This window comes from Arthrobacter sp. ISL-28, from assembly GCF_018613875.1.
Taxonomy (GTDB): Bacteria; Actinomycetota; Actinomycetes; order Actinomycetales; family Micrococcaceae; genus Arthrobacter.
Map to the genome: position 1 here is coordinate 1 of NZ_JAGGPJ010000005.1, position 26,305 is coordinate 26,305.

The following is a 26,305-nucleotide window of genomic DNA, read 5'->3' on the forward strand; positions in this document are numbered from 1 at the left end:
TCGACGAGTCCGAGGTCCTGACCCCGGCCGACTACACCAACCACATCGACAAATGGGAATTCACCGTTCCCTTCGTCTGCGGTGCCACCAACCTCGGTGAGGCGCTGCGCCGCATCAACGAGGGCGCGGCCATGATCCGTTCCAAGGGCGAGGCCGGCACCGGGGACGTCTCCAACGCCACCACGCACATGCGCCAGATCCGCGCCGAGCTCCGCCGGCTGTCCTCCCTGCCCGAGGACGAGTTGTATGTTGCGGCGAAGGAGCTGCAGGCCCCGTACGAACTGGTCAAGGAAGTTGCCGCCACCGGCAAGCTTCCCGTGGTGCTGTTCACCGCCGGTGGCATCGCCACCCCGGCCGACGCCGCGATGATGATGCAGCTCGGCGCCGACGGCGTGTTCGTCGGCTCGGGCATCTTCAAGTCCGGCAACCCGGCCCAGCGGGCCGCCGCCGTCGTGAAGGCCACCACCTTCTTCGATGACCCCGATGTCATCGCCAAGGCCTCGCGCGGCCTGGGTGAAGCCATGGTGGGCATCAACGTTGACGAGATCCCGCAGCCGCACCGCCTCGCCGAGCGCGGCTGGTAACTTCCTTCACTCGATTGCTCCGTAACCGCCCTTTAGAGCGACCAAAACGGCGGTTACGGAGCAATCGATGGGGTTATTCGAGGCCGCGGCGCTTCAGGAGCGGCTCAAGCTTGGCATCCCGGCCGCGGAATGTGCGGAAGGATTCCAGCGGGTCCCTGCTGTTGCCCCAGGCCAGGAGCTCGGTGCGAAAACGGTCGCCGTTGGCGCGGCTGAGGCCGCCGTTCTCGGTGAACCAGTCGACGGTCTCCGCGTCCAGCACCTCGCTCCAGATATAGGAGTAGTAGCCCGCGGCGTAGTAGTCTCCGGCGAAGATGTGCTGGAAGTAGCCCGAGCGGTAGCGCGGCGGTATGAGGGTGTGCGCCACTCCCGCCGCGGCCAGTGCCTTCGCCTCGAACTCCAGGGGGTCCTGGGGAACACTGCCGGCATCGAGGACGTGCCACGCCAGGTCCAGCAGCGCGGCGCCCAGGTACTCCGTGGTGGCGAAGCCCTCGCCCCAAAGACGCGATTCGTTCAGCCGGTCAACGACGTCCTGGGGGAGCTGTTCTCCCGTGGCGTGGTGGCGTGCGTAATTGGCCAAGACCTCGGGCCACATGATCCACATTTCATTCACCTGGGACGGGTACTCGACGAAGTCCCGCGGCACATTGGTCCCTGAGAACCGCGGATAAGTGACGTCCGAGAAAAGTCCGTGCAGGGCGTGCCCGAACTCATGGAAGAGGGTGCGGACTTCGTCGAGCGTCAGCAGGGTGGGCTCGCCGGCCGGCGGCTTGGAGATGTTCAGGTTGTTGATCACTACGGGCCTCGTGCCCAGGAGTTCGGCCTGGTCGACCAGCGAATTCATCCAGGCTCCGCCCCGCTTCGATTCCCGCGTGTAATAGTCGCCGAGGAAGAGCCCCAGCTCCGAGCCGTCCTCGTTGCGCACCTCCCAGACCCGGACATCCTCGTGGTAGCCGGAGAGGTCCGGCCGCTCCTGGAACGTGATGCCGTACAGCGACGTGGCGGCGAAAAACACACCGTCAGCCAAGACCCGGTTCAGCTCGAAATACGGCCGGATGGCCTGCTCGTCCACCGCGTAGCGTTCGCGGCGCACTTTGGCGGAATAGTAGGACCAGTCCCAGGCTTCAAGCGGGTGCCCGGCGCTCTCGGCCAAGGCCGCTGCTTCGGCGTCGGCGTTGCGGACGGCCGGCGGTGCCAGCCGGTTAAGCATGGTCCGGACCGCCCCGAAGTCCGGCGCCGTCTGCCGGTCCACCACGAGTTCGGCGAAGTTGGCGAAGCCCAGCAGGGCAGCCTTCTCCGCACGCAGCCGCACCATGGACCTGACGAGGTCCAGCACATCAAGGCTGCCTCCGCTGCTGCCCCGGGCGATGGATGCCTCATAGAGGCGGCGGCGGACCTCACGGTTCTCCAGGGAAGCCAGGGCGGGCTGGCTGCTCGGCTGGATGAGGGTCAGGAGGAACTTCCCCTCATGCCCCGCCAATCGGGCGGCTTCCGCGGCGCTGGAGATCTCGTCCGCCGGGAGGCCAGCCAGGTCGGCGGCATCGTCCAGCAGCAAGGACGCACTCTTCATGCCCTCCTTGACACGCTGGCCGAACTCGGTGCCCAGCCTGGCAAGCTCGGCGTTCAGTTCCTTGAGCTTTTCCTGCCCTTCGTCGCTGAGCTGGATTCCGGACTGGCGGAATTCCTTGAGGTATTCCTCAACAAGCCGCTGCGACTCCGAGTCGAGGCCTTCCGTATCGACGGCGGCGAAGCGCTCGTACAGCGCCCGGTTGAGATAGACGGCATCCTGGTGCGCGGTGAATCGCGGCGACAGCTCCGTTTCGAGTTCCTCGATGGTGTCCGAGGCGTCCGCCGACACCAGCGTGAAGAAGGAGGCAGCCGCCCGCTGCAGCAGCCGGCCTGAGCGTTCCATGGCCAGCGCGGTGTTCTCGAAGTTTGCCGGCTCCGGGTTGTCCACAATGGCCTGGATCTCTGCCAAATGTTCTGCAAGCCCGGCATCAACTGCTTCGGCGTAATGGTTGTCCTGAATGGCCGCAAAGGGAGGCAGCCCGAACGGCAGTTCGCTCGGGCTCAGCAGGGGATTAGTCATGAAGCAACCCTTTCATGCAGCCGTGGAGTTCACAATGATGGGCGGTCACGTTTTTGGACGGTGCACCACCGTAGGATTACGGACATGGGGAATTCTGACACCACATTTTTCAGCCGGTCGGCCCGGGCGATTGCGGCGGCATCGCTGATGGCGTCTTTAGCGTCCTGCGGCGTCGTCGCCGAGCAGGGCAACAGGTCGGGCGGATCCGCCGGCGGGGGGCAGGGTACGGTCAGTGCCTCGCCCGGCGCATCAGCGTCGCCGACGCAAGCGAGCCAGAGTCCGACGCCCAGCCCCACGCCGACGCCGGGCGCAGGACCGGAGTGCAAGGCTGTCCGCTGCGCCTCGGTCCTCGTCACCGGTGACATGCTCGTCCACACCCAACTGTGGGAGCAGGCGCGCCAGGATGCGTTCGCGACGGGCGCCAAGGGGCTGGACTTCGGCCCGCTGCTCGAGGGCCAGCGGGGCTATATCGAGCAGAGCGACCTTGCCATTTGCCACCAGGAAACGCCGGTGGCAGCTCCCGCTGGTCCCTTCTCGGCCTACCCCTCGTTTAACGTGCCGCCGCAGATCATCGCTGCCTCCAAATCCGTGGGCTATCAGGCGTGCACTACGGCGAGCAACCACACGATCGACCAGGGCACGGAAGGCCTGATCCGGACCCTGGACGCGCTGGATGCCTCCGGCCTGCAGCACACCGGCTCCTACCGCACGGAGGCGGAGGCGAAAGGTATCCTCATCCTGCCGACGGAAGCCGCACAGATCGCCGTCATCGAGGCCACCTACGGCCTCAATGGACAGATTCCGGAACAGGACTGGCAGGTGGACATGCTCGACGCCCCGGCCATGATTGCGAAGGCGAAGAGGGCCAGGCAGCTTGGCGCGGACATCGTGCTCGGTGTCATGCACGCAGGTGACGAATATGCCAGCGCTCCGAATGCCCAGCAGCAGGAAGTGGCGCACGCCCTCGTGGACAGCGGGCAGTTCACCATGATCTATGGCCACCACACGCACTCCGTGCTGCCGATTGAAAAGTACAAAGGTACGTGGATTGTCTACGGGCTAGGCAACGGCGTGACGGAGCTGTCGCCCACCTACGTGGTCAACAACGAGGGACTGCTGGTGCGGGCCCAGTTCAGCCAGGGTGCTGACGGAAAATGGGTGGCCGCCGATCTGGGCTGGGCACCTTCCGTCATCGTCAATGCTCCCTACCGCTGGTGTTCGGTGGCGTCAGACGCGCCGCAGGGCGCCTGTGCCGGCCCTGCCGCCGACGCCGAGACGCGGCAGCGGACCAAGACGGTGGTGGAGTCGATGGGGGCAGCGAAGGCAGGGGCCCACGAGCTCCTCATCACCAAGGAGCGGTGACCGGGTCGTAGCCGGCCCCCTTTAGCGGCATTCCGCTAAGGGGGCTCACTAGGGCGGGCTCTGCTTTAGCGGGGGCGGCGGGCGGCGTGCTCCCTGGCCAGTACCGCATAGTGGTCGTCGGGCGTGCCCGGCGTAAAGCTGCCGTACTTCCGCTCGACGGCGGTCCGGATCAGGTAGTCGGCGATGGCAGGGTTCTTGGGCAGCAGCGATCCGTGCAGGTAGCTCGCCACGATGTTGCGGTAGCGGGCCCCCTCCTGACCGTCGCTGCTGTTGTTGCCGGTTCCCTTGGCCACGGTGCCGAGTGGCGCCACGCCGGGGCCGAGGCTGGTCTGCCCGGAGTGGTTTTCGTAGCCAAGCACCTCACCGAACTCTGCCGTGGTGACCTTCACGTTGCCGATCAGCCGTTCGTCCGTGCCGTAGGTTTCCACATCGAGAGCGCCGATGCCGGGAATGACCTCACCGGTGCGGGTCTTGAAAAAGCGCCCGAACAGCTGGTACATGCCGCAGATGAGCAGCATGGGGGTGCCATCTTCGGTCATGTTCCTCAGCGTTTCAGCGCGGGACTGCAGATCATCCTGGATGACCAGCTGCCCGCTATCCTGCCCGCCTCCGCCGACGATGATGTCCACCTGGTCGGGAAAGGCGTCACCCACGTTGTACTCCAGCAGCTCTGGTGTGTAGCCGTGCCATTTCAGCCGCTGCTGCAAGACCAGGGCGTTGCCCCAGTCACCGTAGATGTTCATGTCGCGGGGATATAGCTGCAGGACCCTGATGGTTCCCTTGCTCCCCGTTGTCCCGGGGGTCACGAGACCACCTCCACTGTGGTGATTTTGGACAATTCGCGGCGGATGGCGAGCATGGCCGTATATGTGCAGAATACTCGCTTCGGCTTGCCTTGGCCTTTGCGGATAAAGTCGGCCAGCGCGGGGGCAATCTCCGTCTGAACGTCGCTGACCGGTACTTCGTCATACTGCAGCCGCAGTGCCATGTCGTAAGCGCGCGAGCCGGTCAGCTGGTCCACGCCGTCCGCGCGGAGAGACTCGAAGTCGACGTCCCACAGCCAGGACATGTCGCGGCCGTCCGCGTAGTTGTCGTTGATGGCGATCATGGTGGCATAGCCGCCTGCCGGGAAGGATTTCAGCCCCAGCCGGAAACCGCTCGGGTTCTTGACCAGGACCAGATCCAGCGGGAGGCCGTCGACGACGAGGCTCTCACCTCGGCCGAAGGCCGGTGCCACCTGGGAAAGGGCAGCGAGCAGGGCGCTGTTGTCTGCTGTGCCAGCGCCGCTGCCACAGATGCTGCGGGCCAGGGACAGGGCCGCGGCCGCATTGAAGATGTTGTAGACGCCGCGGAGCTTCATCGCAGTGGTGACCGTGACGCCGTCGTACTCAAAATCGGCGTTGTCCGCGCCCACGCGGCGGAGAACGACGTCGGCATGCGGCTTTTGCGGTACGGCCGCCAGCGGGGGGCTGCCGGGACCGGCCCGCAGTTCGTCATCATTGGGGAAAGTGCTGAGCAGGGAGTCGTCCAGCCCGAAGTAGCGGACCTCAGGGCCGTCCAGTTTTTCGGCGATCCGGGCGACGCGCGTGTCTTCGCGGTTCAGGACGACGGTCCCGGTGGTCTTGGAGGCGATGTGCTGGAGTAGCTGGGCAGTCTTGTCGATTTCCCCGAAGCGGTCCAGCTGGTCGCGCAGCACGTTCAGCAGGAGGCTGTAACGCGGCGGAACCCGGTTGACGAAGTGCACGGCGTGGGCTTCGTCGAGCTCCAGCACGGCGATGTCCGCCTCGAGGCGGCCGCGCCAGTCCACCTCGCCCAGCAGTGCGGCAGCTACGCCCCTGGTGAAGTTGCTGCCGGTGCGGTTGGTAAACACCTTCAGACCCTGGCTTTCGAGCAGTTCCACCACCATCTTCGTGGTGGTGGTTTTGCCGTTGGTTCCGCTGATCACCGCCACACCGTGGGGGAGGGTGGACAGTGTCCGCTGCATGAAGCCGGGGTCGATCTTCTCGACCACCAGCCCAGGAAAAGCGGAGCCTCCGCCCCGGAGCCGGGTAGCCCGGCGGACGAGCTTGCCGAGCATAACGCTGAAGGAAAACATGCTCTGTAATATATCCCAGTAGCGGCATGCAATCAGGCCGGGCAGTGCCGGCGGGACCTGCGACAGCGTCCGGCACACTATGATATTTGGATGACCAATCCCCTTTCTGCCGCGGTTCCGCGCCTTAGTGCAGGCATCGGTACAGGCTTGCGCATCGGCGTCCTGGCACTCCAAGGCGACTTCCGCGAGCACCTGCGCGCCGTCGAAACGGCCGGTGCCACCGGCGTCGGCGTCCGCCGGCCTGCGGAACTGGACGGCCTGGACGGACTCATCATTCCCGGCGGGGAATCCACCGCGATCGACAAACTCGCGCGGGCCTTCGAGCTCGCGGACCCGCTGCGCAAGCACATCGCCGAAGGCCTCCCCGTGTACGGGTCCTGCGCCGGGATGATCCTGCTCGCGCACGACATCGCCGATCCCGCCACCGATCTGGCCGGCAATCCCCAGCAGACCTTCGGCGGCCTGGACATCACTGTGCGGCGCAACGCCTTCGGCCGCCAGCGGGAGTCCTTTGAAACCGATCTGGACTTCAAGGGCCTGGACTTCAGCGCTACTGAAGTGGGCGTGGCGCCCGTGCACGCTGTCTTCATCCGTGGACCGTGGGTGGAGCGGGTGGGACCCGGCGTCGAGGTGCTGGCCCAGGTGGAGCCGGCGGACCCGGCCCACGCCTCCCACGCGGCCGATCTGCAGGGGACAGCTAGAATTGTTGCAGTGCGCTCCGGCCAACTGCTGGCCACCTCCTTCCACCCGGAAGTGACGGGGGAGAAGCGCGTGCATGAACTTTTTATCCGCATGATCAGAGGAGAAGCGTAAAGCATGTCAGGCCACTCCAAATGGGCAACGACCAAGCACAAGAAGGCCATCATTGACAGCCGCCGGGCAAAGTCGTTCGCCAAACTGATCAAGAACATTGAGGTTGCGGCCCGCATGGGCGGACCTGACCTCGCCGGCAACCCCGGGCTGGAACTGGCTGTCACCAAGGCCAAGAAGACCTCGGTGCCGAACGACAACATCGACCGTGCCATCAAGCGCGGCGCCGGCCTCACCGGCGAAGTTGTGGACTACACGGAGATCATGTACGAAGCTCGCGGCCCGCAGGGCTCAGCGCTGCTGATCGAGTGCCTCACCGACAACAAGAACCGCGCGGCCTCCGAGGTGCGGCTGGCGATCTCCCGCAACGGCGGCACCATCGCCGATCCCGGTTCAGTCAGCTATCTCTTCACACGCAAGGGCGTGGTGACCCTTCCGAAGAACGACCTCAGCGAGGACGACGTCCTGATGGCCGTGCTCGAGGCGGGCGCCGAGGAAGTCAAGGACAACGGCGACGCTTTTGAAATCCACTCGGACCCGAAGGACCTTCAGGCTGTCCGTGACGCGCTCAAGGAAGCCGGGATCGAGTACGACACCGACGAGGCCGAGTTCGTCCCGTCGATGGAGGTGCCGCTTGACCTGGATGCCGCCAAGAAGTTTATGAAGCTCGTCGACGCCCTCGAAGACCTTGACGACGTGCAGAACGTCTACAGCAACGCTGACCTCAGTGACGAAGTGCAGGCTGCACTGGAAGCCGAGTGACTTCCCGCTTTGCCTTCTGAGCGTTCTTTCCGGACCGCTCCGTTTCCTGAACGCTTGTTTCCTGATGGGGGGCCGGAAAGTGACGCTGCGCGTACTGGGTGTTGATCCCGGTCTTACCCGCTGCGGCATCGGCGTGGTGGACGTGGAAAAGAACCGCCGCGCCACCATGGTGGCCGTCGGCGTGGTGGGGACCTCTCCCCAGGAGACTCTGGATCAGCGCCTCCTGGTCATCGCGCTCTCCATTGATGACTGGCTCGACCGGTATGCGCCCGACGTACTGGCCGTGGAACGCGTGTTCTCCCAGCTGAACGTCAGCACCGTCATGGGCGTCGCCCAGGCCTCCGGCGTCGTGATAGCCGCAGCCGCCCGGCGGGGAATCCCGGTGGCTCTCCACACGCCGTCGGAAGTCAAAGCGGCGGTAACCGGCAGCGGAAGCTCGAACAAGGACGCCGTCACCAAACTGGTGACCAAGATTCTTAGGCTGGACGCCCCGCCCCGCCCGGCGGACGCCGCCGATGCGCTTGCCCTAGCCATCACACATGCGTGGCGGGCTGGCAGCGGAGCCTCAATTGCCACCACCGGGCCGGGCAGCCAGTCGCTGACGCCGGCGCAGCGTGCCTGGGCCGAGGCGGAGGCCAAGGCGCGCCGTGCGCGCTGATTGTCCGGGGCCCTTGCTAGGGTATTCGTAGATATGTTCGGATAGTCGGTTTTAGCCGGCGGTAGTTCAGGAGCCCGGCCTTGATAAGTTTTCTCCGCGGAACCGTAGCGCACGTTGGCCTGTCGACTGCCGTGATCGACCTTAACGGGGCCGGCATGAGTGTCAACGCCACTCCGCAGACCCTCAGCAGGCTCCGCACGGGCGAGCAAGGGAAGCTCTTCACGTCCCTGATTGTGCGGGAAGATTCCCTGACCCTCTTCGGCTTCGCCAGCGACGACGAACGTGAGGTCTTCGACGTCCTGCTCAGCGTCAGCGGGGTAGGCCCGAGGCTTGCCCTGGCCGTCCTGGCGGTCCATGATCCTGAAGCTATCCGGGTCGCGGCGCACACCGGGGACAGCAAAACGTTCACTAAGGTTCCGGGCATCGGCCCGAAAGTTGCCGGCCGCATCGTGCTCGAGCTCGCCGGAAAGCTCGTGCCGCACGGCACTGCGGCCAGCGCCGCCCCGGCCCCCTCCGGCGAATCGGTTTGGAAACCGCAGGTGGTGGCCGCCATGACCAGCCTCGGCTGGTCGGAGAAGGACGCCACCGGCAGCATCGATAAAGCCCTCGCCGAGACCCCCGACCTGGCGGACCAGGGCAATGTCGCCGAGATTCTGCGGACCACCCTGCGCTGGCTTGGCCAGGACGGGGCCAGGGCCGGCAACAGGGTAGGCAGCCGTGGCTGAACCGTCCCTCGTAGCCGGGGGAGAGGAACCCGAGGAGAGGGCCATCGAAGCGGCCCTGCGGCCCAAGAACCTGCACGACTTTGTGGGCCAGCACCGCGTCCGCAAGCAGCTGTCCCTCGTGCTGCAGGCGTCCCGCATGCGCGGCCGCAGTGCCGATCACGTCCTCTTCTCCGGTCCGCCCGGCCTCGGAAAGACCACGCTGGCCATGATTGTCGCCGCGGAGATGAACGCGCCGTTGCGGATCAGCAGCGGGCCAGCCATCCAGCACGCGGGTGATCTCGCGGCCATTCTGTCCTCGCTCTCCGAGGGTGAGGTCCTCTTCCTGGACGAAATCCACCGGATGTCCCGCCCCGCAGAGGAAATGCTCTACATGGCCATGGAGGACTTCCGCGTGGACATTGTGGTGGGCAAGGGGGCCGGTGCCACAGCCATCCCGCTGGAACTGCCCGCCTTCACCCTGGTCGGCGCCACCACGCGTGCAGGTCTCCTGCCCGGGCCGCTGCGTGACAGATTCGGCTTCACGGGGCATCTGGAGTTTTACTCTGTCGAAGAGCTCGAGCTCGTGCTTCGCCGATCCGCTGGTCTCCTGGACCTGAAGGTGAACTCCGCAGGTTTCAGCGAAATCGCCAGCAGGTCCCGCGGTACACCGCGTATCGCCAACAGGCTGCTGCGCCGCGTCCGCGACTGGGCCCTGGTGCACGGTATCGAGCAGATCGACGCGCGGTCCGCTTCCGCAGCCCTGGATATGTACGAGGTGGACAAACGGGGACTTGACCGGCTGGACCGTGCGGTGCTGGAGGCGCTCATCACCAAGTTCGGCGGCGGCCCGGTTGGCCTTTCGACCCTGGCCATCGCGGTGGGGGAAGAACCGGAGACGGTCGAGACGGTGGCTGAGCCGTACCTCGTCCGCGAGGGACTTCTGGGCCGCACACCCCGGGGACGCATCGCCATGGCCCCAGCCTGGACCCACCTGGGTTTCGCGGTTCCCGCCGGAGTTTTTGGCCAGGAAACGCTGGACCTGTTCGACGACGGTGCGGATCGCGACGGGGAAGATGGCGCGGGGGCGGCAGGTAAAGATTCAGCGTCCGAATGGATTTCCAATACCCAATAACAGCGTCCTTCCAGCTTTTCCCTCTAGACTGGAATGACGCTCGGCACGTCCGTGTCTCTGTTTTCGTGTCTTGTTTACGTGGCCGGCCCCAACAGGTCGCTGCTGCCGGTCATTAAATTGGCCCGAGAATGCGTGCGGGACGGACGGTGCCGTCAACCAGCTATGCAAGTACAGAACGGAACTTTTCCTGTGTTCGGACATATTTCTGCCCAGGCCCAGCCGCAGGCCGGCGGCGGCATCGACATCATGACCATCTTGCTGTTCGTCATGCTCGGCGTCTTCATTTTCATGATGTTCCGCCGCAACAAGAAGACCCAGCAGCAGCAGGCCGCCCTCCAGTCGCAGTTTGCACCGGGCATCGAGGTCATGACCAGTTTCGGCCTCTTCGGCCGCATCGTGTCGATCGATGAGGACAACAACAAGGTTCTGCTGGAACTGTCGCCGGGGAACCTTGCCACCGTCCACCGGCAGGCCGTCACCAAGATCGTTGAGCCGGTTACGGAAACCCAGGCTGTGCCCGATGATGCGTCGTCCCTCACGACTGACCAGGACGTAAGCACCACCGCCGTCGACGAAACGCCGGACGAAACCGTGAAGCGCCTTAACGACGAGGGCAAAAAGGACATCTAGTCCGCCGCCGCGTCCTGCCCCGCTGGATACCAGCATCAACGGCGGGGAGCTGCCGCCGGAGCGTGCCTGATCTGCACCGGCGGCTCCTCCGTAATTAAAAGAAAGATCGACAATGGCACGAACTGGCCGCAAGAAACCATCCCCCCGGGTGCTGGTCTGGCTTGGCGTAATCCTGGCCGTCCTGACTGCCGTCCTTGCAGGCGGCACGATGTCCGGGGTGGCAAGCTGGGCACCAAAGCTCGCGCTGGACCTGGAAGGCGGCACGCAGATGATCCTGGCGCCCAAGGTCGAGGGCGGCTCGGATATCAACGAGGAGCAGCTCAACCAGGCGGTGGCGATTATTCGTCAGCGCGTGGATGGCTCGGGCGTGGCGGAAGCTGAAATCAGCACCCAGTCCGGCAGGAACGTCGTGGTAAGCCTCCCGGGAACACCGTCCGCAGAGACGCGAGCCCTGATCCAGGCTTCCGCGGACATGAACTTCCGCCCGGTGCTGTTGGCGGCCCCGGGTGATCCGGTTCCCGAAGCAGAGCGCACGCCGGCGGCGCAGCTGCCCAAGCCCACCGCGAAGCCGCAGAACGGCAGTGACTCGAATTGGATTACGGCCGACATCTTTAAGCGCTTCGAGGCACTCGACTGTGCAAAGCCGCAACAGGATAAGCAGGAGCGCTCAGATCCCGCCAAACCGCTGGTCACCTGCGAGCCGGCCACCGCCGAGACGCCCGCAATCAAGTACATCCTGGGCCCGGTCGAAGTCAAGGGCGTTGAGATCCAGGGTTCCACCTTCCAGCTCCAGCAGGGCGCCCAGGGTGCGGTCACCAACGAGTGGGCCGTCAACATCCAGTTCAACGCCGAGGGCACAGCCAAGTTCAAGACGGTCACCGAGCGGCTTCACCAGTTCTACATCACTGCCGGCGGAGACACCGGCACCGATCCGAAGTCGCAGTTCGCCATTGTGCTCGACGATCAGGTCATTTCCGCCCCGCGGGCGCAGGCTGTCATCACCGACGGCCGTCCGCAGATCACCGGCGGCTTCACCGAGAAGTCAGCCAAGGTGCTGTCCGACCAGCTGCGTTTCGGTGCGCTGCCCATCAGCTTCGATATCCAGAGCGAGCAGCAGATCTCGGCGACCCTCGGCGGTGAACAGCTCCGCATGGGTCTGCTGGCCGGCCTGATCGGTCTGTTGCTGGTGGTCGTCTATTCCCTGTTCCAGTACCGCGCCCTGGGCTTCGTCACCGTTGCCTCACTGGTGGTTGCCGGCGCCCTGACATATCTGGCCATTGCCATCCTCGGTTGGACGGAGAACTACCGGCTGTCCCTCGCCGGCGTTGCCGGCATCATCGTTGCCATCGGCCAGACCGCAGACTCATTCATCGTGTACTTCGAGCGCATCCGTGATGAGCTCCGTGAAGGGCGCGGTCTGGTCTCTGCGGTGGAAAACGGCTGGAAGCGTGCCAAGCGAACTGTTCTCGCCTCCAAGGCAGTCAACCTCCTGGCCGCGCTCGTGCTGTACTTCGTGGCGGTGGGCAACGTGCGTGGCTTCGCCTTCACCCTTGGCCTGACGGCCATTGCCGACCTCATCGTAGTGTTCATGTTCACGCACCCGACGCTGCAGCAGCTGGCACGCACTCGCTTCTTCGGCGAAGGCCATAAGTTCTCGGGTCTCGATCCGGAGCGTCTCGGCGCGGTTCCGCTCTACCGCGGCGCCGGAAGGGTAAGGACCCCCGAGGATACGCCGTCCGTGGTGCGGGCCAAGAACACCGGCGCAGCGGCTGAGGCTGAACGCCGAATGACAATCGCTGAACGCCGCCGCGCGGAGCAGCAGCTTGCGGGTTCATCCAAGGGCCCGGCCAAGGAGAGCAAGTAATGTCCAGTTTCGCCAAATTCGGTAACGATCTCTACACGGGCAGGCGTTCCTACGACTTCGTTGCCGCGAAGAAGATCTGGTTCATCATCGCAGCCGTCGCCGTTGCGCTGTCCATCCTTATCCCGGTAGCCAAGGGTGGTTTCAACCTCGGCATCGAATTCCGCGGCGGCTCCGAATTCACCGTCTCCAACGTCAAGACGACGGACGCTGACCTGGGCGAGAAGGCTGTCCAGGATGTTGTTCCCGGGAGCGTTCCGAGGGTGGCGAACGTCGCCGGCACCACCATGCGCATCCAGACGGACAAGCTCACGGACGACGAGACGATCAAGATCAAGGAAGGGCTGACGTCGGCGTACGGCGTCACTGACAACGAGGTGACCTCAACCTTCGTCGGACCGACCTGGGGTGCCGATGTTACCAAGCAGGCCCTCATCGGCCTGGTGGTTTTCGTGGCCTTGGCAACGGTGCTGATGGCCCTGTATTTCAGGACCTGGAAGATGTCGGTCTCGGCCATCGCGGGGATGCTCGTGACCATGTTCATCACGGCCGGCGTCTACGCCCTGAGTGATTTTGAGGTGACACCTTCGGCCATCATCGGGTTCCTGACAGTCCTCAGCTACTCGCTGTACGACACGGTCGTGGTGTTCGACAAGATCCGCGAAAACACGGCTGAGATCGAGGTCTCCACCCGCCGGACATTCGGCGAGGAGGTGAACCTGGCCGTCAACCAGACCCTGGTTCGCTCCATCAATACCATGATGGTGGCCATCCTGCCTGTGGGGGCGATCCTGTTTATCGGTGCCGGGCTGCTCGGCGCCGGAACCCTCCGCGACCTCTCGCTGGCCCTGTTCGTCGGGATCCTCATCGGCACCGCGGCCACGATTTTCATTGCCGCTCCGATGTACGCCTGGCTGCGCCAGAGCGAACCCCTGCTGGTCAAGCAGGCCCAGCGCGTGGAGCACCGCCGGGCGGAGGGCGCCAAGGCCGCCGTCGAAAAGGCCGCCGCCCAACCCGCCAAGGGTTAGCAGCCGGCGCCATAAGGCCGGAGACCGTCATCATGACGGTCTCCGGCCTTTTGCGTCCTCGTCCCGGCGATCCTCGGCGTCCCGGTTATCGGGGACGCCGCGGCGGGAATAGACTGGAATAATTAACGGGTCGTGAGGGGTGCTTCATTGGAAGAACGTTCGACGTCGGCGCCAGAGGCAGCCGGTGATAACGGTCCGGGCCAGGGCCCGCAGACTGGTCTGGTGGCTGCCGGGCGCCCCGGACCGGGTGTTCCGGTGGACAACTCCGGTGTGCGCCCGACCTTTCCGGGCCGGCGTGAACGCACCCGGTCCCGGCTTGCGCGGCTGACCGGCAGGAGCACTGCCACGTATTCGCCCATCCTGGAGCCTCTGCTCCGGACAGTGCGGGCGAACAATCCCAAAGAGGACTTTGACCTCATCCAGCGCGCTTTTGTGGTGGCGGAACAAAGCCACCGGGGACAGAAGCGCAAGAGCGGCGATCCCTACATCACCCACCCGGTGGCCGTGGCCACCATCCTCGCGGAACTGGGCCTCGGCGGGACCACGCTGGCCGCGGCACTGCTCCATGACACCGTGGAAGACACGCCCTACACACTTGAAGACCTGAAAGCCGACTTCGGCCCGGAAGTGGCCATGCTGGTGGACGGTGTGACCAAGCTGGACAAGGTCAGCTTCGGCGAGGCGGCACAGTCGGAAACCGTCCGCAAAATGGTTGTGGCGATGGCCAAGGACATCCGGGTCCTGATGATCAAGCTTGCGGACAGGCTGCACAATGCACGGACGTGGCGTTTCGTCTCGGCGGAGTCTTCTGCCCGCAAGGCCCGCGAAACACTCGAAATCTTTGCACCACTGGCGCACCGCCTCGGGATGAACACCATCAAGTGGGAGCTTGAGGACCTCTCCTTCGCCGCGCTGTATCCCAAAGTCTATGAGGAAATTGTGCGCATGGTGGGCGACCGGACGCCCGAGCGCGAGAAGAGCCTCAGCGTCATCCGGAACCAGATCGCCGAGGACCTCCGGGTGGCCAAGATCAAGGCCACCATCACCGGCCGGCCGAAGCACTACTACTCGATCTACCAGAAGATGATCGTCCGGGACAAGGACTTCGACGACATCAACGACCTCATGGGTGTCCGCGTGCTCGTGGACTCCGTCCGCGACTGCTATGCGGCCCTTGGCACCCTGCATTCGCGGTGGAACCCGCTGCCCGGGCGGTTCAAGGACTACATCGCGATGCCCAAGTTCAACATGTACCAGTCGCTGCACACGACGGTTATCGGCCCGGGCGGCAAACCCGTTGAGATCCAGATCCGCACGCACGAGATGCACCGGCGGGCCGAGTACGGCGTGGCCGCACACTGGAAGTACAAGGACCAGCCCAACCGGACGGCCGCCGGGCCGGGCAGCCCCCGCGACGGCGACATGGGCTGGCTCCGTTCCCTCGTGGACTGGCAGCAGGAAACCTCCGATCCGGGTGAATTCCTCGATTCGCTCCGCTTCGAGATCAACGCCCGGGAAGTTTTCGTGTTCACGCCCAAGGGAGAGGTCATGGCACTGCCGGCGGGCTCCACGCCGGTGGACTTTGCGTATGCGGTCCACACCGAGGTGGGCCACCGGACCATCGGAGCCAGGGTCAACGGGAAACTGGTGCCGCTCAACAGCGAACTCAACCACGGCGACTGGGTGGAGATCTTCACCTCGAAGGCCGAAGGGGCGGGACCCAGCCAGGACTGGCAGCATTTCGTCAAGAGTGCGCGGGCACGCAACAAGATTCGCCAGTGGTTCAGCAAGGAGCGGCGCGAAGAGGCCATTGACCGCGGCAAGGAGCTCCTGACCCGCGCCATGCGGAAGCAGAACCTGCCGCTGCAGCGCCTGATGACCCATGACGCCCTGGCTGCCGTGGCCGAGGAATTCAAGTACGTGGACATCTCCGGGCTGTACGCCGGCGTGGGCGACGGGCACACCTCGGCGCAGCACGTCATGGAGAAGCTCGTCGAGATGCTCGGCGGCAATGAAACTCCGGATGACGACCTTACCGAAGTGAGCATCCCGACCCAGGTCTCGAAGGCGCGCTTCTCGGACTCCGGTGTGGTGGTCCGCGGCGTGGGTGACGTGTGGGTCAAGTTGGCCCGCTGTTGCACCCCCGTGCCTCCGGACCCCATCCTTGGGTTCGTCACGCGGGGTTCAGGCGTTTCCGTGCACCGCACGGACTGCACCAACATCTCCGACCTGAAGGACCAGCCGGACAGGATTGTGGACGTCGACTGGGCTCCGACGCAGTCGAGCGTGTTCCTCGTGGAGATCCAGGTGGAGGCCCTGGACAGGAAGTCGCTCCTGTCCGACGTGACGCGGGTTCTGTCCGAGAACCACGTCAACATCCTCGCCGCGAGCGTGCACACGTCAACCGACCGCGTGGCCATCTCCAAGTTTGCCTTCGAGATGGGTGATCCCAAGTATTTGAGCCACGTCTTGAGCGCTGTCCGGAGGATCGACGGAGTGTTCGACGTCTACCGGACCACGGGCAACCGCCGGCGCAGCTAAGGCGAGCTTTTCCAGCGCCGCCTTCTTGTGCGGCAATCTGGGCGTTGCCTCCACGGCCAGGGTCAGAAGGCGGATGCGGACGTCAAGATCAGGGCTCTCCAACAGTTGGCGTAGGGCAGGAACGGCGCGATCGGGCTCCACGTGCAAGGCGATGTCCAGCGCCGTCCGCGATGGGCTTGACACCATCAGGCCGCCCAGGCTGACCACGTCAAAGGGACCGAGACGGACCTCATGCAACGTGCAGCCGCGGGTTGACCTCAAACTCGAGATCCGGCGTTTGGCGTCGACCAGGAGGGCCAGGAGGTCCGGTTCACTGGCGCAGCCGTAGATCCAGGCCGCGGTCATCCGCCCGGCCACCACGCGCTGCCGGATGGCAGCCGGGACGGCAAAGGCCGCTGCGCGCGCCCGCAGTTGCGGAGATGCGGGAGCACCCGGCACTGTGTAACCGTGCTGATAAAGCCGCGTCAGCACGCCGTCGGCTGCCATGGACTGCAGCTCGGGCCAGGAAAACAGTTGCCCCGGGGCGTAAAGATCCAGCAACTGGGCTGCGGAGTTGGCTACGGCGCCGGATGCGGGGGAGTCAGCGGGCCGCCCCGTGGCGTTCCCCTGCCGGATTGGGGTCATCCAGCCATCCTGCCGGAACGTGCCGAAATGAGTACAGGCCCCGTCCCGGCTATGTGGATAACCGTTACGGGGCCTGCAGGGAATTACTTAGGAAAGCTCGCTGGCCGACCGCTGGATCTGGTCGAGCCATGCCTGGCGGGCATCGAGGGCTTCCTGGGCGGCCTTGATCTTGCGCTCGTCGCCTGCCTTCTCGGCCTTGGCCAAGTCTTCCTTGAGCCCGGCTATCGCGGACTCAAGCTGGCTCAGGGCACTGTTGGTGCGGGCCTTGGTTTCGGGGTTGGAGCGCTGCCAGTTTTCTTCCTCGGCCTGCCGCACCGCATCCTCGATCCTGCGCAGTCCTGCCTCGATGCGTCCCATGTCGGCGCGGGGCACCTTGCCGGCATCCTCCCAGCGGTCCCGGACGGACTGGAGGGCCTTCTTGGCGGCACCCAGGTCCTTGACCGGAAGGATCGCGTTGGCCTCTTCGAGCAGGGCTTCCTTCACCTTGAGGTTGGCGGCGTATTCCTGGTCAATTTCATCGTTCGCGGCCTGGCGATTCGTGAAGAAAACATCCTGGGCAGCCCGGAAGCGCGCCCACAGGGCGTCGTCGTCCTTGCGGCTGGCCCGCGGCGAGGCCTTCCACTCGTCCATCAGCCGGCGGTACTCCCCTGCGGCGAAGCCCCAGTCGGTCGACGAGGACAGTGCCTCGGCTTCGGCGATCAGCTTTTCCTTGGCGGCCTTGGCCGCGGAATTGTTGCTGTCCAGCTGGGAGAAGTAGGCACGGCGGTGGCGGTCAAAGACCGTCCGGGCAGCCCGGAAACGCTTCCAAAGGGCATCCTCGTTGCTGCGGCCCAAGCGGATTCCGCTCTTCTGCGCGGTCTTCCAGCTTTCGAACAGTTCGTTCATCCTGGCGCTGGAGGTCTTCCACTGGATCTGCGCCGGATCCGTTCCGGAAATGGCTTCGGCCTCGGCGACGATCGCTTCACGCGCGGCAAGCTCGGCTGAGCGGACGGCGTCGTGCTGGGCCTTTTCCGCCTTTTCGAGCTCGGTGATCTGCGTGGACAGCGTGTCCAGACGGCCTTCAGCCGAACGGATGTCACCCACCATGTTCCGCTCGGCCAGCTGCTCACGAAGGTGCGTGACTGTCTTCTGCATGTCCGTGGTCGGCGCCTTGGATGCAACGCGCTGTTCCAGCAGCACAATCTGGGCCACGACGTCGTCGTACTTCCGGGCGAAGTAGGCCAGCGCCTCGTCGTTGCTGACGCCAGGGTACTGACCGACAGGGTGTTCCTCGCCGTCGATGGTCAGGAAGACGTGGCCGTCCCCCTCGACGCGGCCCCAGCGGGCTGCTTCCGCGAGCGACGTGGCCGGCGCCGGGGGCACGGGCGTCACGTTTGCAGCGGGGCCTGCCTTGGGGCGGGCAGCGAAAGCTGCCGGCGACGGGGCCGGACGGGGAGCCGGCGTGGGGCGCGGACCGGGAGCGGCGGCTTCAGCGGCGGCAGACTCTCCGGCGGGAGCGGCGGCTTCAGCGGCCCCAGACTCTTCGGCGGGCGCGGCGGCTTCAGAGGCCCCAGACTCTTCGGCGGGCGCGGCTGCTTCAGCGGGAGCGGCGCTTTCTTCGCCTGCCGCGGCTTCTTCCGCCGCCAGCTGCTCGGCCTGTGCCTGAACTGGCTCAGGCTGCTGGGCCTGGGACTGCGCGTGTTCGCTTGGCTCACCTTCAGCCGGCGCGAGCTCCGTTGCTGCGCCTTCGGGCTGCACTTCTTCTGCCTGGGTACCTTCGGCAGCTGCCTCTGCGGGCTCGGCTGGGGGAGCCGGAACCTCAATCAGGTCTGCTGCTGTTTCGTCGGATTTCTGACTGTCTGTCACCGCTAAAAGTCTTTCGCTTGGAGGAAAATACTCTCGTAATACACCCGTGGCCGCTTGGGACGCTGGCTTCTTACTTCAGAGAGAACGAGTCTATCGTGACTGGTTCCACAGGTGCGCCGTCGGTGGCATTTTCGCCATTCTTAAGTCCTGCTTCCGCAATCTTCGTCACGACGTCCAGTCCCGAGGTAACCTTGCCCACCACCGTGTAGCCACCCGCGGCGTCGGCCGGTATCACAGTGTCCTTGTACACGATGAAGAACTGCGTGCCGTTGCCGTAGGCGTTTCCCCCGGTGCGTGCCACCGCAATGGTGCCCGCCGGATATTTGTTGTTCGCCGGGGTATTTTCCAGCGGGCCCCAGGTGTAGTTGGGGTCGCCTTGGCCATCTCCGGTCTTGGAACCGCACTGGAGCACGCCGAAGTTCTCCGCAGTGGTGAGGCGGTGGCAGCTGACGCCCTTGTAGTAGCCCTCATCGGCGAGGGACTTGAAGACGGCTGCGGCCTGCGGTGCCTTCGTGCCGTCCAGCTGGACGCCCAAGGCTCCGCGGTTGAGTTTCAGCTGACCGGTGAAGACCTTGCCCGCGGCTGTTTCGGGCTTGGGGATGTTGGCGGCGTTGGTGGCGGACGCAGAAGGAGAAGCGGATGCCGGGGGGGAGTTCAGTTCTGCCTCAGCGGCAGCGAACTCTTCTTCGGTCGGGTTTCCCGAGAAGACGGCAAGCTGAAGCACGACGGCGAGGGTGACTGCCGCCGCTGCGGCGCCACCTGCAATCAGGTTGTCACGCTTTCGCCGCTTTTCCTGATCCCGGCGAAGCGCGCGCTTTGCTTCCATTTGCTGGATGCGCCGCTTGGCTTCGCGCGTTTCGCGTGGACTGGGCGCCACAGGTCCTCCTCATTGATTGGGCTGCCCGCCTGAGTCACCCGCGAAGGCATCCTCGGCTACAGCTGCACGGCGGCAGCTTGTCCGGTTCCGGCGGCTGCATTAGAGATGCCGGCGCCGAAAGCATAAACTGACTGCCGCACATAGTTTATGCATGACAGCTTGGACTCCCGCCCCCTGCCGCCCCGTTTCGCGGGGAAAACTGCGCAGCGGACTCCGGCCGTCGGTTACCTGAGGAGAAACTCCACCATGGCACGCACAGCCTCCCTGTCCGGATTCCCCGAGTGGCTTCCCGAGGAGCGGCTGGTGGAGCAGCATGTCCTGGACACTCTGCGTCGTACCTTTGAGCTGCACGGCTTCTCCTCGATCGAAACCCGCGCCGTTGAAACCGTGGGCCAGCTGCTGCGCAAGGGCGAAATCGACAAAGAGGTGTACGGGCTCAGCCGGCTCCAGGACGACGAAGGCGATGAGGGCAAAGCGAAGCACGATCCGCACGCGCTGGCCCTGCACTTCGACCTGACGGTTCCCTTTGCGCGCTACGTCGTGGAGAACGCGGGCTACCTCGCATTTCCATTCCGCCGCTACCAGATCCAGAAGGTCTGGCGGGGCGAGCGCCCGCAGGAGGGCCGCGCACGGGAGTTCACCCAAGCCGACATCGACGTGGTCGGTGACGGCGAGCTGCCGTTCCGATACGACGTCGAAATCGCGCTGGTCATCGCCGAAGCCCTGGGCGCCCTTCCCATCCCGGACTTCCGTCTCCGCATTAACAACAGGAAGCTCGCCGAGGGTTTCTACCGTGGCATCGGCCTGGACGACACCGCCGGGGTGCTGCGCAGCATCGACAAGCTGGAAAAGATCGGGCCGGACAAGGTGGCGGAACTGCTCAAGACCGAGCTGGGGGCCACCGATGACCAGGCGCAGGCAGCGCTGAAGCTTGCCGGCATCCGGACCGAGGACACGTCCTTCGTGGCGCAGGTGCGCTCCCTCGGCGTGAGCAACGAGCTCCTTGAAGAGGGCCTGGACGAACTCGAGCAGGTCATCGAGGCCGCGGTGAAGCGCGCCCCCGGCAAGGTTGTTGCCGACCTGAGCATCGCGCGCGGGCTCGACTATTACACCGGCACCGTGGTGGAAACAGTGCTCGTCGGCCACGAGCAGCTCGGGTCCATCTGCTCCGGCGGCCGGTACGACGCCCTGGCGAGCAAGGGCAACAGGAAGTTCCCCGGCGTCGGTCTCTCCATCGGCGTGACCCGGCTGGTTTCCCGCATCCTCAGCCACAATCTTGCGAAGGCCTCCCGTTCGGTGCCCACCGCGGTGCTGGTCGCGCTGAACGCCGACGATACCTGGGGAGAGGCCCAGGACGTTGCCACACAGCTGCGCGGCCGCGGCATTGCCACGGAGGTCGCTGCCAAGGCCGAGAAGTTCGGAAAGCAGATCAAATTCGCTGACCGCCGCGGCATCCCGTTCGTCTGGTTCACGGACGACGACGGCAAGCACCAGGTGAAGGACATCCGCTCCGGTGTGCAGGTCGATGCAGACCCGGCGACGTGGACGCCGTCGGACGAGGACCTGTACGTCCAGGTCACCGGCGTCTCACCGGAGTAGCCAGCCCCGAGGCGGTTGCCTGGCCGAACGCGGTAAGCGGCTGAATAAAGCGGGAAACCGCCTAAGCGGCGCCGGTCCGGTTCCGGCGCAGCCGGAGCGCCACCGCCCGGGCGCCCACCCCGGCCGCCAGCACTGCTGCCATGGTCAGGACAGATGACGGCGGCAGCGTGAAGGCGAGGACAAGGCAGCCCGCGAGCCCGGCGGCGTTGAGCCATTTGGGCGCATGAAAGGGACGCTCCTGAAGCGTGTACGCTGCCGCGTTTGCCACGGCGTAGTACATGAGCACGCCGAAGCTGGAGAAGCCGACCACGGTCATCACGTTGCTGGTCAGCAGAAGCAAAATCACGACGGCGGCCACCGCCAGTTCGGCGACGAACGGTACGGTGTGGCGGCCCCCGATGCGGGCGAGCGGACCCGGCAGGTCGCGTTCCCTGGCCATGGCCATCGCGGTGCGCCCCACACCGGTTATCAGCGCCAGCAGGGCGCCCAGGGATGCGGCAGCCGCCCCGCCCTGCACGAACGGAGCGCCGGCAGCCAGTTGTGAGTGGGCCACGGCGTCCAGCAGGGGGGCCGGTGAGGCGGCGAGCTGGGGCAGGGGAAGATGTTGCAGGAGCAGGACCGCCAGCACCAGATAGATGCCAAAGGCTGCTGCCAGGGCGCCCAGGATGGCCCGCGGGATTACCCTGGCAGGGTCCTTTACCTCTTCGCCCAAGGTCGCGATGCGCGCGTACCCGGCAAACGCGAAGAACATGAGGCCCGCGGCGGGAAGGATGCCCCAGGCACTGCCGCTATCGCCGTCGGACAGCTCGCCGGGGGACAGGGCTCCGGTTCCCGAAGTAAGCCCGGCCCCGGCGGGATGGGGTCCCAGGATGCTGGCCGCTGCCACGAAGATGAGGGTGGCCAGGACAATGCCCAGCAGGACGCGCGTCAGGAATGCCGTCCGCGTGATCCCCAGCAGGTTGACCCCGGTCAGCGCTGCCACGGCCGCGATGGCGACCGGCGTGGCGTAGTCCGGCGCGACATACTGCCCGAAAGTCAGCGCCATGGCGGCGCAGGATGCCGTCTTCCCCGTCACGAACCCCCAGCCGGCGAGGAAACCAGGCCATTCGCCCAGCTGCTTGCGGCCATAGACATAGGTGCCGCCGCTCTCCGGGTACTTGGCTGCAAGTTGGGCGGACGCCACGGCATTGCAGTACGCAACCGCGCCAGCGATGAGGATGGAAACGAGGAGGAGTTTTCCGGCCAGTCCGGCAGCGGGCGCGAACACGACAAAGACGCCGGCGCCAAGCATGGATCCAAGTCCGATCGATGTTGCGTCGAACACCCCCAGCCTTCGCTGCAGCTGCTGATGATTGGTCATGGCAGGGCAGGGACCTTTCCAACGGGTAAACTCGGACGGGATCGTTCCCGCAATGATCCTAATTCAACTTCGTTTCGTCTTCCTTCTGAAAGGAATGCTGTGCTGCGCACACATGACCTTGGATCCCTTCGCTCCGAGCACATTGGACAAACCGTAACCCTGGCTGGCTGGGTAGGCCGCCGTCGTGATCACGGTGGTGTCGCATTCGTCGATCTGCGTGACGCTTCGGGCGTCGCCCAGGTCGTGGTCCGCGAAGAAGAGGTCTTCCACGGCCTGCGGAACGAGTACGTGCTTCAGGTGACCGGCACGGTCTCCAAGCGCCCGGAGGGCAACGAGAACCCGGCTCTTGCCACCGGCGAGATCGAGGTCATGGCGGACAAGGTCGTTATCCTCAACACCTCTGAGCCGCTGCCTTTCCAGATCGATGAGCATGTTGAAGTGGGCGAGGAAGCACGGCTCAAGCACCGCTACCTCGACCTCCGCCGTCCCGGCCCCAGCCGCAACCTGCGCCTGCGCTCCGAAGCCAACCGCGTCGCCCGCGAACTGCTTCACGAGGAAGGGTTCGTTGAAATTGAAACTCCCACGCTGACGCGCTCGACGCCGGAAGGCGCCCGCGACTTCGTGGTCCCCGCACGCCTGGCGCCGGGTTCCTGGTACGCCCTGCCGCAGTCGCCGCAGCTTTTCAAGCAGCTCCTGCAGGTGGGCGGCTTCGAGAAGTACTACCAGATTGCCCGCTGCTACCGTGATGAAGATTTCCGCGCCGACCGCCAGCCGGAGTTCACTCAGCTGGACATCGAAGCCAGCTTCGTTGAACAGGATGACATCATCTCGCTCGGTGAGAACATCGTGAAAGCGGTGTGGAAGCTGATCGACGTCGAGATCCCCACGCCGATCGAGCGCATCACCTACGCAGACGCCATGGCGCGTTACGGCACCGACAAGCCGGACCTCCGCTTCGGCCAGGAGCTGACCGAGCTGACCGAGTTCTTCAAGGACACCAACTTCGGCGTCTTCAAGGCCCCCTACGTTGGTGCAGTGGTCATGCCCGGCGGGGCATCTCAGGCGCGCCGGGCCCTCGACGCCTGGCAGGAATGGGCCAAGCAGCGCGGAGCCAAGGGCCTGGCCTACGTCCTGTACAAGGAAGACGGCGAGCTCGCTGGACCGGTGGCCAAGAACCTGACCGAGACTGAGCGCGCCGGTCTCGCCGACGCCGTGGGCGCCAAGCCCGGCGACTGCATCTTCTTCGCCGCCGGCGAGAAGACCCCGTCCCGCGCGTTGCTCGGCGCAGCCCGCGTGGAGATCGGTCACCGCACCGGCCTCATTAACCCCACGGACTGGGCTTTCTGCTGGGTGGTGGACGCGCCCATGTTTGAGCCGGCGGCTGCCGCTGTGGCTTCGGGCGACGTCGCGGTGGGCGCAGGGCAGTGGACGGCTGTCCACCACGCCTTCACCTCGCCCAAGCCCGAGTTCCTGGATACCTTCGACAAGGATCCGGAATCCGCGCTGTCCTACGCCTACGACATCGTCTGCAACGGCAACGAAATCGGCGGCGGCTCCATCCGTATCCACGAGCGCGATGTCCAGGAACGTGTCTTCGAGCTCATGGGTCTGGACCGGGCAGACGCCCAGACCAAGTTTGGCTTCCTGCTGGAGGGCTTCAAGTACGGCGCCCCTCCGCACGGCGGCATTGCATTCGGCTGGGACCGCGTCGTGGCCCTGCTGGCCGGCGTGGACTCCATCCGCGACGTCATCGCATTCCCGAAGTCCGGCGGCGGCCACGATCCGCTGACCGATGCACCGGCGCCCATCACCCCGCAGCAGCGCAAGGAAGCCGGCGTCGACTTCAGGCCCGAGGTCAGGAAGCTCGAGGCCAAGCAGCCAGAGTAGGCGGCCGAGGCGCGAGGCATCGGTCCGCCGTTTCGACGGTTCCCTGCGCACTCGACGTTGCGAAGCGTCGAACCGGCAGGGAACCGTCGAAACGGGGCGGGGCTTAAGTTTGCTGCGGCTTAGCTAAGCCGGACCGCCGGCTGCCGGGTAGGTTTCTGCTCGTCGAGCGCCTCCCGACGCCGTGCGGTGCCCGCCAGGTAGGGTGCACCAAGGTCCTGAATCAGCGTCCTGTACGTCTCCCGGGAGAAGAACGCGGACCCTGCAGCAACCAGCATGCAGACAGTACCGAAGACGGCCACCGGAACCCAGCCCATGACTCCCGGCGCCAGCAGCATGCCGGCGATCATCGGCCCGAAGCCGGCGAGGACCAGCCCCAGCTGATTGCCCATGGCCATGCCGGTGTAGCGGACGGGAGCGGCGAACTGCTCGGCGAAGAATGCGGGCCAGATGCCGTTGAAGCCCGAGTAGAGCACGGTCATGTTCAGGAAAGCCGCCAGGAAGACCAGGACGATATTTCCGGTGGACAGCGCCAGGAAGTACAGGAAGATCGTGGCTGAGCACCCGAAGGCGGCGGTGAGCAGCAGGGGCCGGCGGCCGATCCGGTCCGAAAGCTTCGCCGCCAGCGGCATGGCGAACATGGACAGGCCGATGGCGACGGCATTCACGGTGAGGATGGACGCGCGGTCGAAGCCTGCGGTGGAGGTGGCGTATGCCAGCCCGAAGACCGTGAAAATGGTCTGCATCACGGACATGATGGACATGCCCGCGACGCGCAGCACGTCGGGGGCCTGGAAACGGAGCACTTCCTTGATGGGCATCGGGGCGACCTGGTGACTTTCCTGGGCCTCCTCGAAGACCGGTGTTTCGTCCAGGTGTGTCCGGACCCAGTAGGCGATGGCCAGGACCACGATGGAGAGCCAGAACGGGATGCGCCAGCCCCAGCTCATCATCGCTTCCTGGGGCAGGGCAGTGACCGGAATGAACACGAGGGTGGCCAGCACCATGCCGGAGGCATAGCCCGTCATCACGAAGCTGGTGAAGAAGCCCCGCTTGCCCTCGGGCGAATGCTCCAGCGTCAGGGTGGAGGCGCCCGCAGACTCAGCGCCCGCGGAGAATCCCTGGGCCAGCCGGCCGGCCACCAGAAGGATGGGCGCCCAGACGCCGAGCTGCTCGTAGGTGGGGAGGAAGCCGATGCCGAGCGAGGCAAGGCCCATGATGCCCAGGGTCAGCAGCAGGATCTTCTTCCGTCCCAATTTGTCGCCGAAATGGCCCATGACCAGGCCGCCCACGGGCCTGGCCACGTAGGCGACGCCGAAGGTGGCGAAGGCGCCAACGAGTCCAATGGCAGGGTCCGCGGACGGGAAGAACAAGTGGGGGAACACCAAGGCGGCGGCGGTTCCGTAGATGAAGAAGTCGTAATACTCCAGCGTGCTGCCGAGGAAGGATGCCAGGGCGGCCTTGCCCGGCGTTTTCCTGGGGGCCGGCTGCGTTGCGGGCTGGCTTGTGGATGCAGACTGCATGGGAATCTCCTTAAGACTGCGTTGTCTCAGTGGTGGCGGCAGAGGTGTCCCCGAGGTGGAAGTCCACCGAGAGGATCTGCTGGCTGTTGGGGAACGAGTACGCCTTCAACGGCTCGTGGAGCGGATGCGTGTTGTACACCGCGATGTCCTCGACCGTTTCGAAGTCGGCCACAATGGCGTAGTCGAAAGAGCGCTCGGTGCTGAGGACGTCCGCGCCGTGGCTGAGGCTGAGCATGCCGGGGATTTTGCCGGTCATGTTGTTGAGGCCGTCAATCCAGGCCTGCTTGTCGGCAGGCAGGAAGCCCGGCTTGAACTTGAAGAGCACCGTGTGGCGGATCAT

General features: G+C 65.2%; 20 protein-coding genes and 1 pseudogene. 13 read left to right on the forward strand and 8 right to left on the reverse strand.

Annotation, left to right across the window (positions count from 1 at the left end):
• Positions 1-584 (forward strand): annotated as a pseudogene (locus J7E80_RS02835) (pyridoxal 5'-phosphate synthase lyase subunit PdxS); the annotation flags it as partial.
• Between the two features lie 73 nt (positions 585-657).
• Here J7E80_RS02835 and J7E80_RS02840 read toward each other — a convergent pair.
• Complete coding sequence (locus J7E80_RS02840; RefSeq protein WP_215049971.1) at positions 658-2,670, reverse strand: M3 family metallopeptidase; 2,013 nt, start codon at positions 2,668-2,670, stop codon at positions 658-660.
• An 84-nt stretch (positions 2,671-2,754) separates the two neighbouring features.
• Between J7E80_RS02840 and J7E80_RS02845 the strand changes: the two genes are divergently transcribed.
• Positions 2,755-4,032, forward strand: a complete 1,278-nt coding sequence (locus J7E80_RS02845; protein WP_251036376.1) for a CapA family protein — start codon at positions 2,755-2,757, stop codon at positions 4,030-4,032.
• Positions 4,033-4,097: 65 nt separating this feature from the next.
• On the opposite strand, the gene J7E80_RS02850 is transcribed toward J7E80_RS02845, so the two are convergent.
• On the reverse strand, positions 4,098-4,838 hold the full coding sequence (locus J7E80_RS02850) for a type 1 glutamine amidotransferase (protein WP_215049972.1): 741 nt from the start codon (positions 4,836-4,838) through the stop codon (positions 4,098-4,100).
• Positions 4,835-6,127 (reverse strand): Mur ligase family protein, encoded by a 1,293-nt coding sequence (locus J7E80_RS02855; protein WP_215049973.1) that lies wholly within the window; start codon positions 6,125-6,127, stop codon positions 4,835-4,837. The genes J7E80_RS02850 and J7E80_RS02855 overlap by 4 nt, the downstream gene beginning before the upstream one ends.
• A 90-nt stretch (positions 6,128-6,217) precedes the next feature.
• Between J7E80_RS02855 and pdxT the strand changes: the two genes are divergently transcribed.
• The 9 genes from pdxT to J7E80_RS02900 all read left to right on the forward strand — a co-directional run bounded on the left by pdxT (position 6,218) and on the right by J7E80_RS02900 (position 16,253).
• Positions 6,218-6,940, forward strand: a complete 723-nt coding sequence (gene pdxT / locus J7E80_RS02860) for a pyridoxal 5'-phosphate synthase glutaminase subunit PdxT (protein ID WP_215049974.1) — start codon at positions 6,218-6,220, stop codon at positions 6,938-6,940.
• Between the two features lie 3 nt (positions 6,941-6,943).
• Positions 6,944-7,699, forward strand: coding sequence for a YebC/PmpR family DNA-binding transcriptional regulator (locus J7E80_RS02865; RefSeq protein ID WP_215049975.1), 756 nt, complete (start codon positions 6,944-6,946; stop codon positions 7,697-7,699).
• A 79-nt stretch (positions 7,700-7,778) separates the two neighbouring features.
• Complete coding sequence (gene ruvC, locus J7E80_RS02870) at positions 7,779-8,357, forward strand: crossover junction endodeoxyribonuclease RuvC (protein ID WP_215049976.1); 579 nt, start codon at positions 7,779-7,781, stop codon at positions 8,355-8,357.
• Between the two features lie 80 nt (positions 8,358-8,437).
• Positions 8,438-9,082, forward strand: a complete 645-nt coding sequence (gene ruvA / locus J7E80_RS02875; protein ID WP_215049977.1) for a Holliday junction branch migration protein RuvA — start codon at positions 8,438-8,440, stop codon at positions 9,080-9,082.
• A complete protein-coding gene (ruvB, locus tag J7E80_RS02880) occupies positions 9,075-10,193 on the forward strand; it encodes a Holliday junction branch migration DNA helicase RuvB (RefSeq protein ID WP_215049978.1) in 1,119 nt (372 codons plus the stop codon). Before ruvA ends, ruvB begins: the two co-directional genes overlap by 8 nt.
• Positions 10,194-10,439: 246 nt before the next feature.
• Positions 10,440-10,823 (forward strand): preprotein translocase subunit YajC, encoded by a 384-nt coding sequence (yajC, locus tag J7E80_RS02885; RefSeq protein ID WP_215050166.1) that lies wholly within the window; start codon positions 10,440-10,442, stop codon positions 10,821-10,823.
• A 112-nt stretch (positions 10,824-10,935) separates the two neighbouring features.
• Positions 10,936-12,687 (forward strand): protein translocase subunit SecD, encoded by a 1,752-nt coding sequence (gene secD, locus J7E80_RS02890; RefSeq protein WP_215049979.1) that lies wholly within the window; start codon positions 10,936-10,938, stop codon positions 12,685-12,687.
• Positions 12,687-13,712: a protein translocase subunit SecF gene (secF, locus tag J7E80_RS02895; protein WP_215049980.1), complete on the forward strand. Its 1,026-nt coding sequence runs from the start codon at positions 12,687-12,689 to the stop codon at positions 13,710-13,712. The genes secD and secF overlap by 1 nt, the downstream gene beginning before the upstream one ends.
• Positions 13,713-13,859: 147 nt before the next feature.
• Positions 13,860-16,253: a bifunctional (p)ppGpp synthetase/guanosine-3',5'-bis(diphosphate) 3'-pyrophosphohydrolase gene (locus tag J7E80_RS02900; protein WP_215049981.1), complete on the forward strand. Its 2,394-nt coding sequence runs from the start codon at positions 13,860-13,862 to the stop codon at positions 16,251-16,253.
• A 711-nt stretch (positions 16,254-16,964) separates the two neighbouring features.
• Here J7E80_RS02900 and J7E80_RS02910 read toward each other — a convergent pair.
• Both J7E80_RS02910 and J7E80_RS02915 read right to left on the reverse strand, forming a co-directional pair.
• Positions 16,965-18,503: a DUF349 domain-containing protein gene (locus J7E80_RS02910; protein ID WP_215050167.1), complete on the reverse strand. Its 1,539-nt coding sequence runs from the start codon at positions 18,501-18,503 to the stop codon at positions 16,965-16,967.
• A gap of 289 nt (positions 18,504-18,792) precedes the next feature.
• Positions 18,793-19,599, reverse strand: a complete 807-nt coding sequence (locus J7E80_RS02915) for a peptidylprolyl isomerase (protein WP_215049982.1) — start codon at positions 19,597-19,599, stop codon at positions 18,793-18,795.
• Between the two features lie 246 nt (positions 19,600-19,845).
• On the opposite strand from J7E80_RS02915, the gene hisS reads away from it, so the two are divergent.
• Complete coding sequence (hisS, locus tag J7E80_RS02920; protein WP_215049983.1) at positions 19,846-21,198, forward strand: histidine--tRNA ligase; 1,353 nt, start codon at positions 19,846-19,848, stop codon at positions 21,196-21,198.
• Positions 21,199-21,259: 61 nt separating this feature from the next.
• Here hisS and J7E80_RS02925 read toward each other — a convergent pair whose 3' ends face one another.
• Positions 21,260-22,558, reverse strand: a complete 1,299-nt coding sequence (locus tag J7E80_RS02925; protein WP_215049984.1) for an APC family permease — start codon at positions 22,556-22,558, stop codon at positions 21,260-21,262.
• A 99-nt stretch (positions 22,559-22,657) separates the two neighbouring features.
• On the opposite strand from J7E80_RS02925, the gene aspS reads away from it, so the two are divergent.
• Positions 22,658-24,445 carry an aspartate--tRNA ligase gene (gene aspS / locus J7E80_RS02930; RefSeq protein WP_215049985.1) on the forward strand — a complete coding sequence of 596 codons (1,788 nt, stop codon included), beginning with the start codon at positions 22,658-22,660 and terminating at the stop codon, positions 24,443-24,445.
• Positions 24,446-24,564: 119 nt separating this feature from the next.
• Here aspS and J7E80_RS02935 read toward each other — a convergent pair whose 3' ends face one another.
• Both J7E80_RS02935 and J7E80_RS02940 read right to left on the reverse strand, forming a co-directional pair.
• Positions 24,565-25,965, reverse strand: a complete 1,401-nt coding sequence (locus tag J7E80_RS02935; protein WP_215049986.1) for an MFS transporter — start codon at positions 25,963-25,965, stop codon at positions 24,565-24,567.
• A gap of 10 nt (positions 25,966-25,975) precedes the next feature.
• A complete protein-coding gene (locus J7E80_RS02940; RefSeq protein WP_215050168.1) occupies positions 25,976-26,305 on the reverse strand; it encodes a Dabb family protein in 330 nt (109 codons plus the stop codon).

What these genes read in the sequence shown, in the direction of transcription:
- pdxT (WP_215049974.1), top strand. Translation starts at nt 6,218, where the DNA reads ATGACCAATCCCCTTTCTGCCGCGGTTCCGCGCCTTAGTGCAGGCATC.
- J7E80_RS02935 (WP_215049986.1), bottom strand. Translation starts at nt 25,965, where the DNA reads ATGCAGTCTGCATCCACAAGCCAGCCCGCAACGCAGCCGGCCCCCAGG.
- J7E80_RS02865 (WP_215049975.1), top strand. Translation starts at nt 6,944, where the DNA reads ATGTCAGGCCACTCCAAATGGGCAACGACCAAGCACAAGAAGGCCATC.
- J7E80_RS02845 (WP_251036376.1), top strand. Translation starts at nt 2,755, where the DNA reads ATGGGGAATTCTGACACCACATTTTTCAGCCGGTCGGCCCGGGCGATT.
- J7E80_RS02840 (WP_215049971.1), bottom strand. Translation starts at nt 2,670, where the DNA reads ATGACTAATCCCCTGCTGAGCCCGAGCGAACTGCCGTTCGGGCTGCCT.
- secD (WP_215049979.1), top strand. Translation starts at nt 10,936, where the DNA reads ATGGCACGAACTGGCCGCAAGAAACCATCCCCCCGGGTGCTGGTCTGG.
- yajC (WP_215050166.1), top strand. Translation starts at nt 10,440, where the DNA reads ATGACCATCTTGCTGTTCGTCATGCTCGGCGTCTTCATTTTCATGATG.
- secF (WP_215049980.1), top strand. Translation starts at nt 12,687, where the DNA reads ATGTCCAGTTTCGCCAAATTCGGTAACGATCTCTACACGGGCAGGCGT.
- J7E80_RS02940 (WP_215050168.1), bottom strand. Translation starts at nt 26,305, where the DNA reads ATGATCCGCCACACGGTGCTCTTCAAGTTCAAGCCGGGCTTCCTGCCT.
- hisS (WP_215049983.1), top strand. Translation starts at nt 19,846, where the DNA reads ATGGCACGCACAGCCTCCCTGTCCGGATTCCCCGAGTGGCTTCCCGAG.
- J7E80_RS02925 (WP_215049984.1), bottom strand. Translation starts at nt 22,558, where the DNA reads ATGACCAATCATCAGCAGCTGCAGCGAAGGCTGGGGGTGTTCGACGCA.
- J7E80_RS02855 (WP_215049973.1), bottom strand. Translation starts at nt 6,127, where the DNA reads ATGTTTTCCTTCAGCGTTATGCTCGGCAAGCTCGTCCGCCGGGCTACC.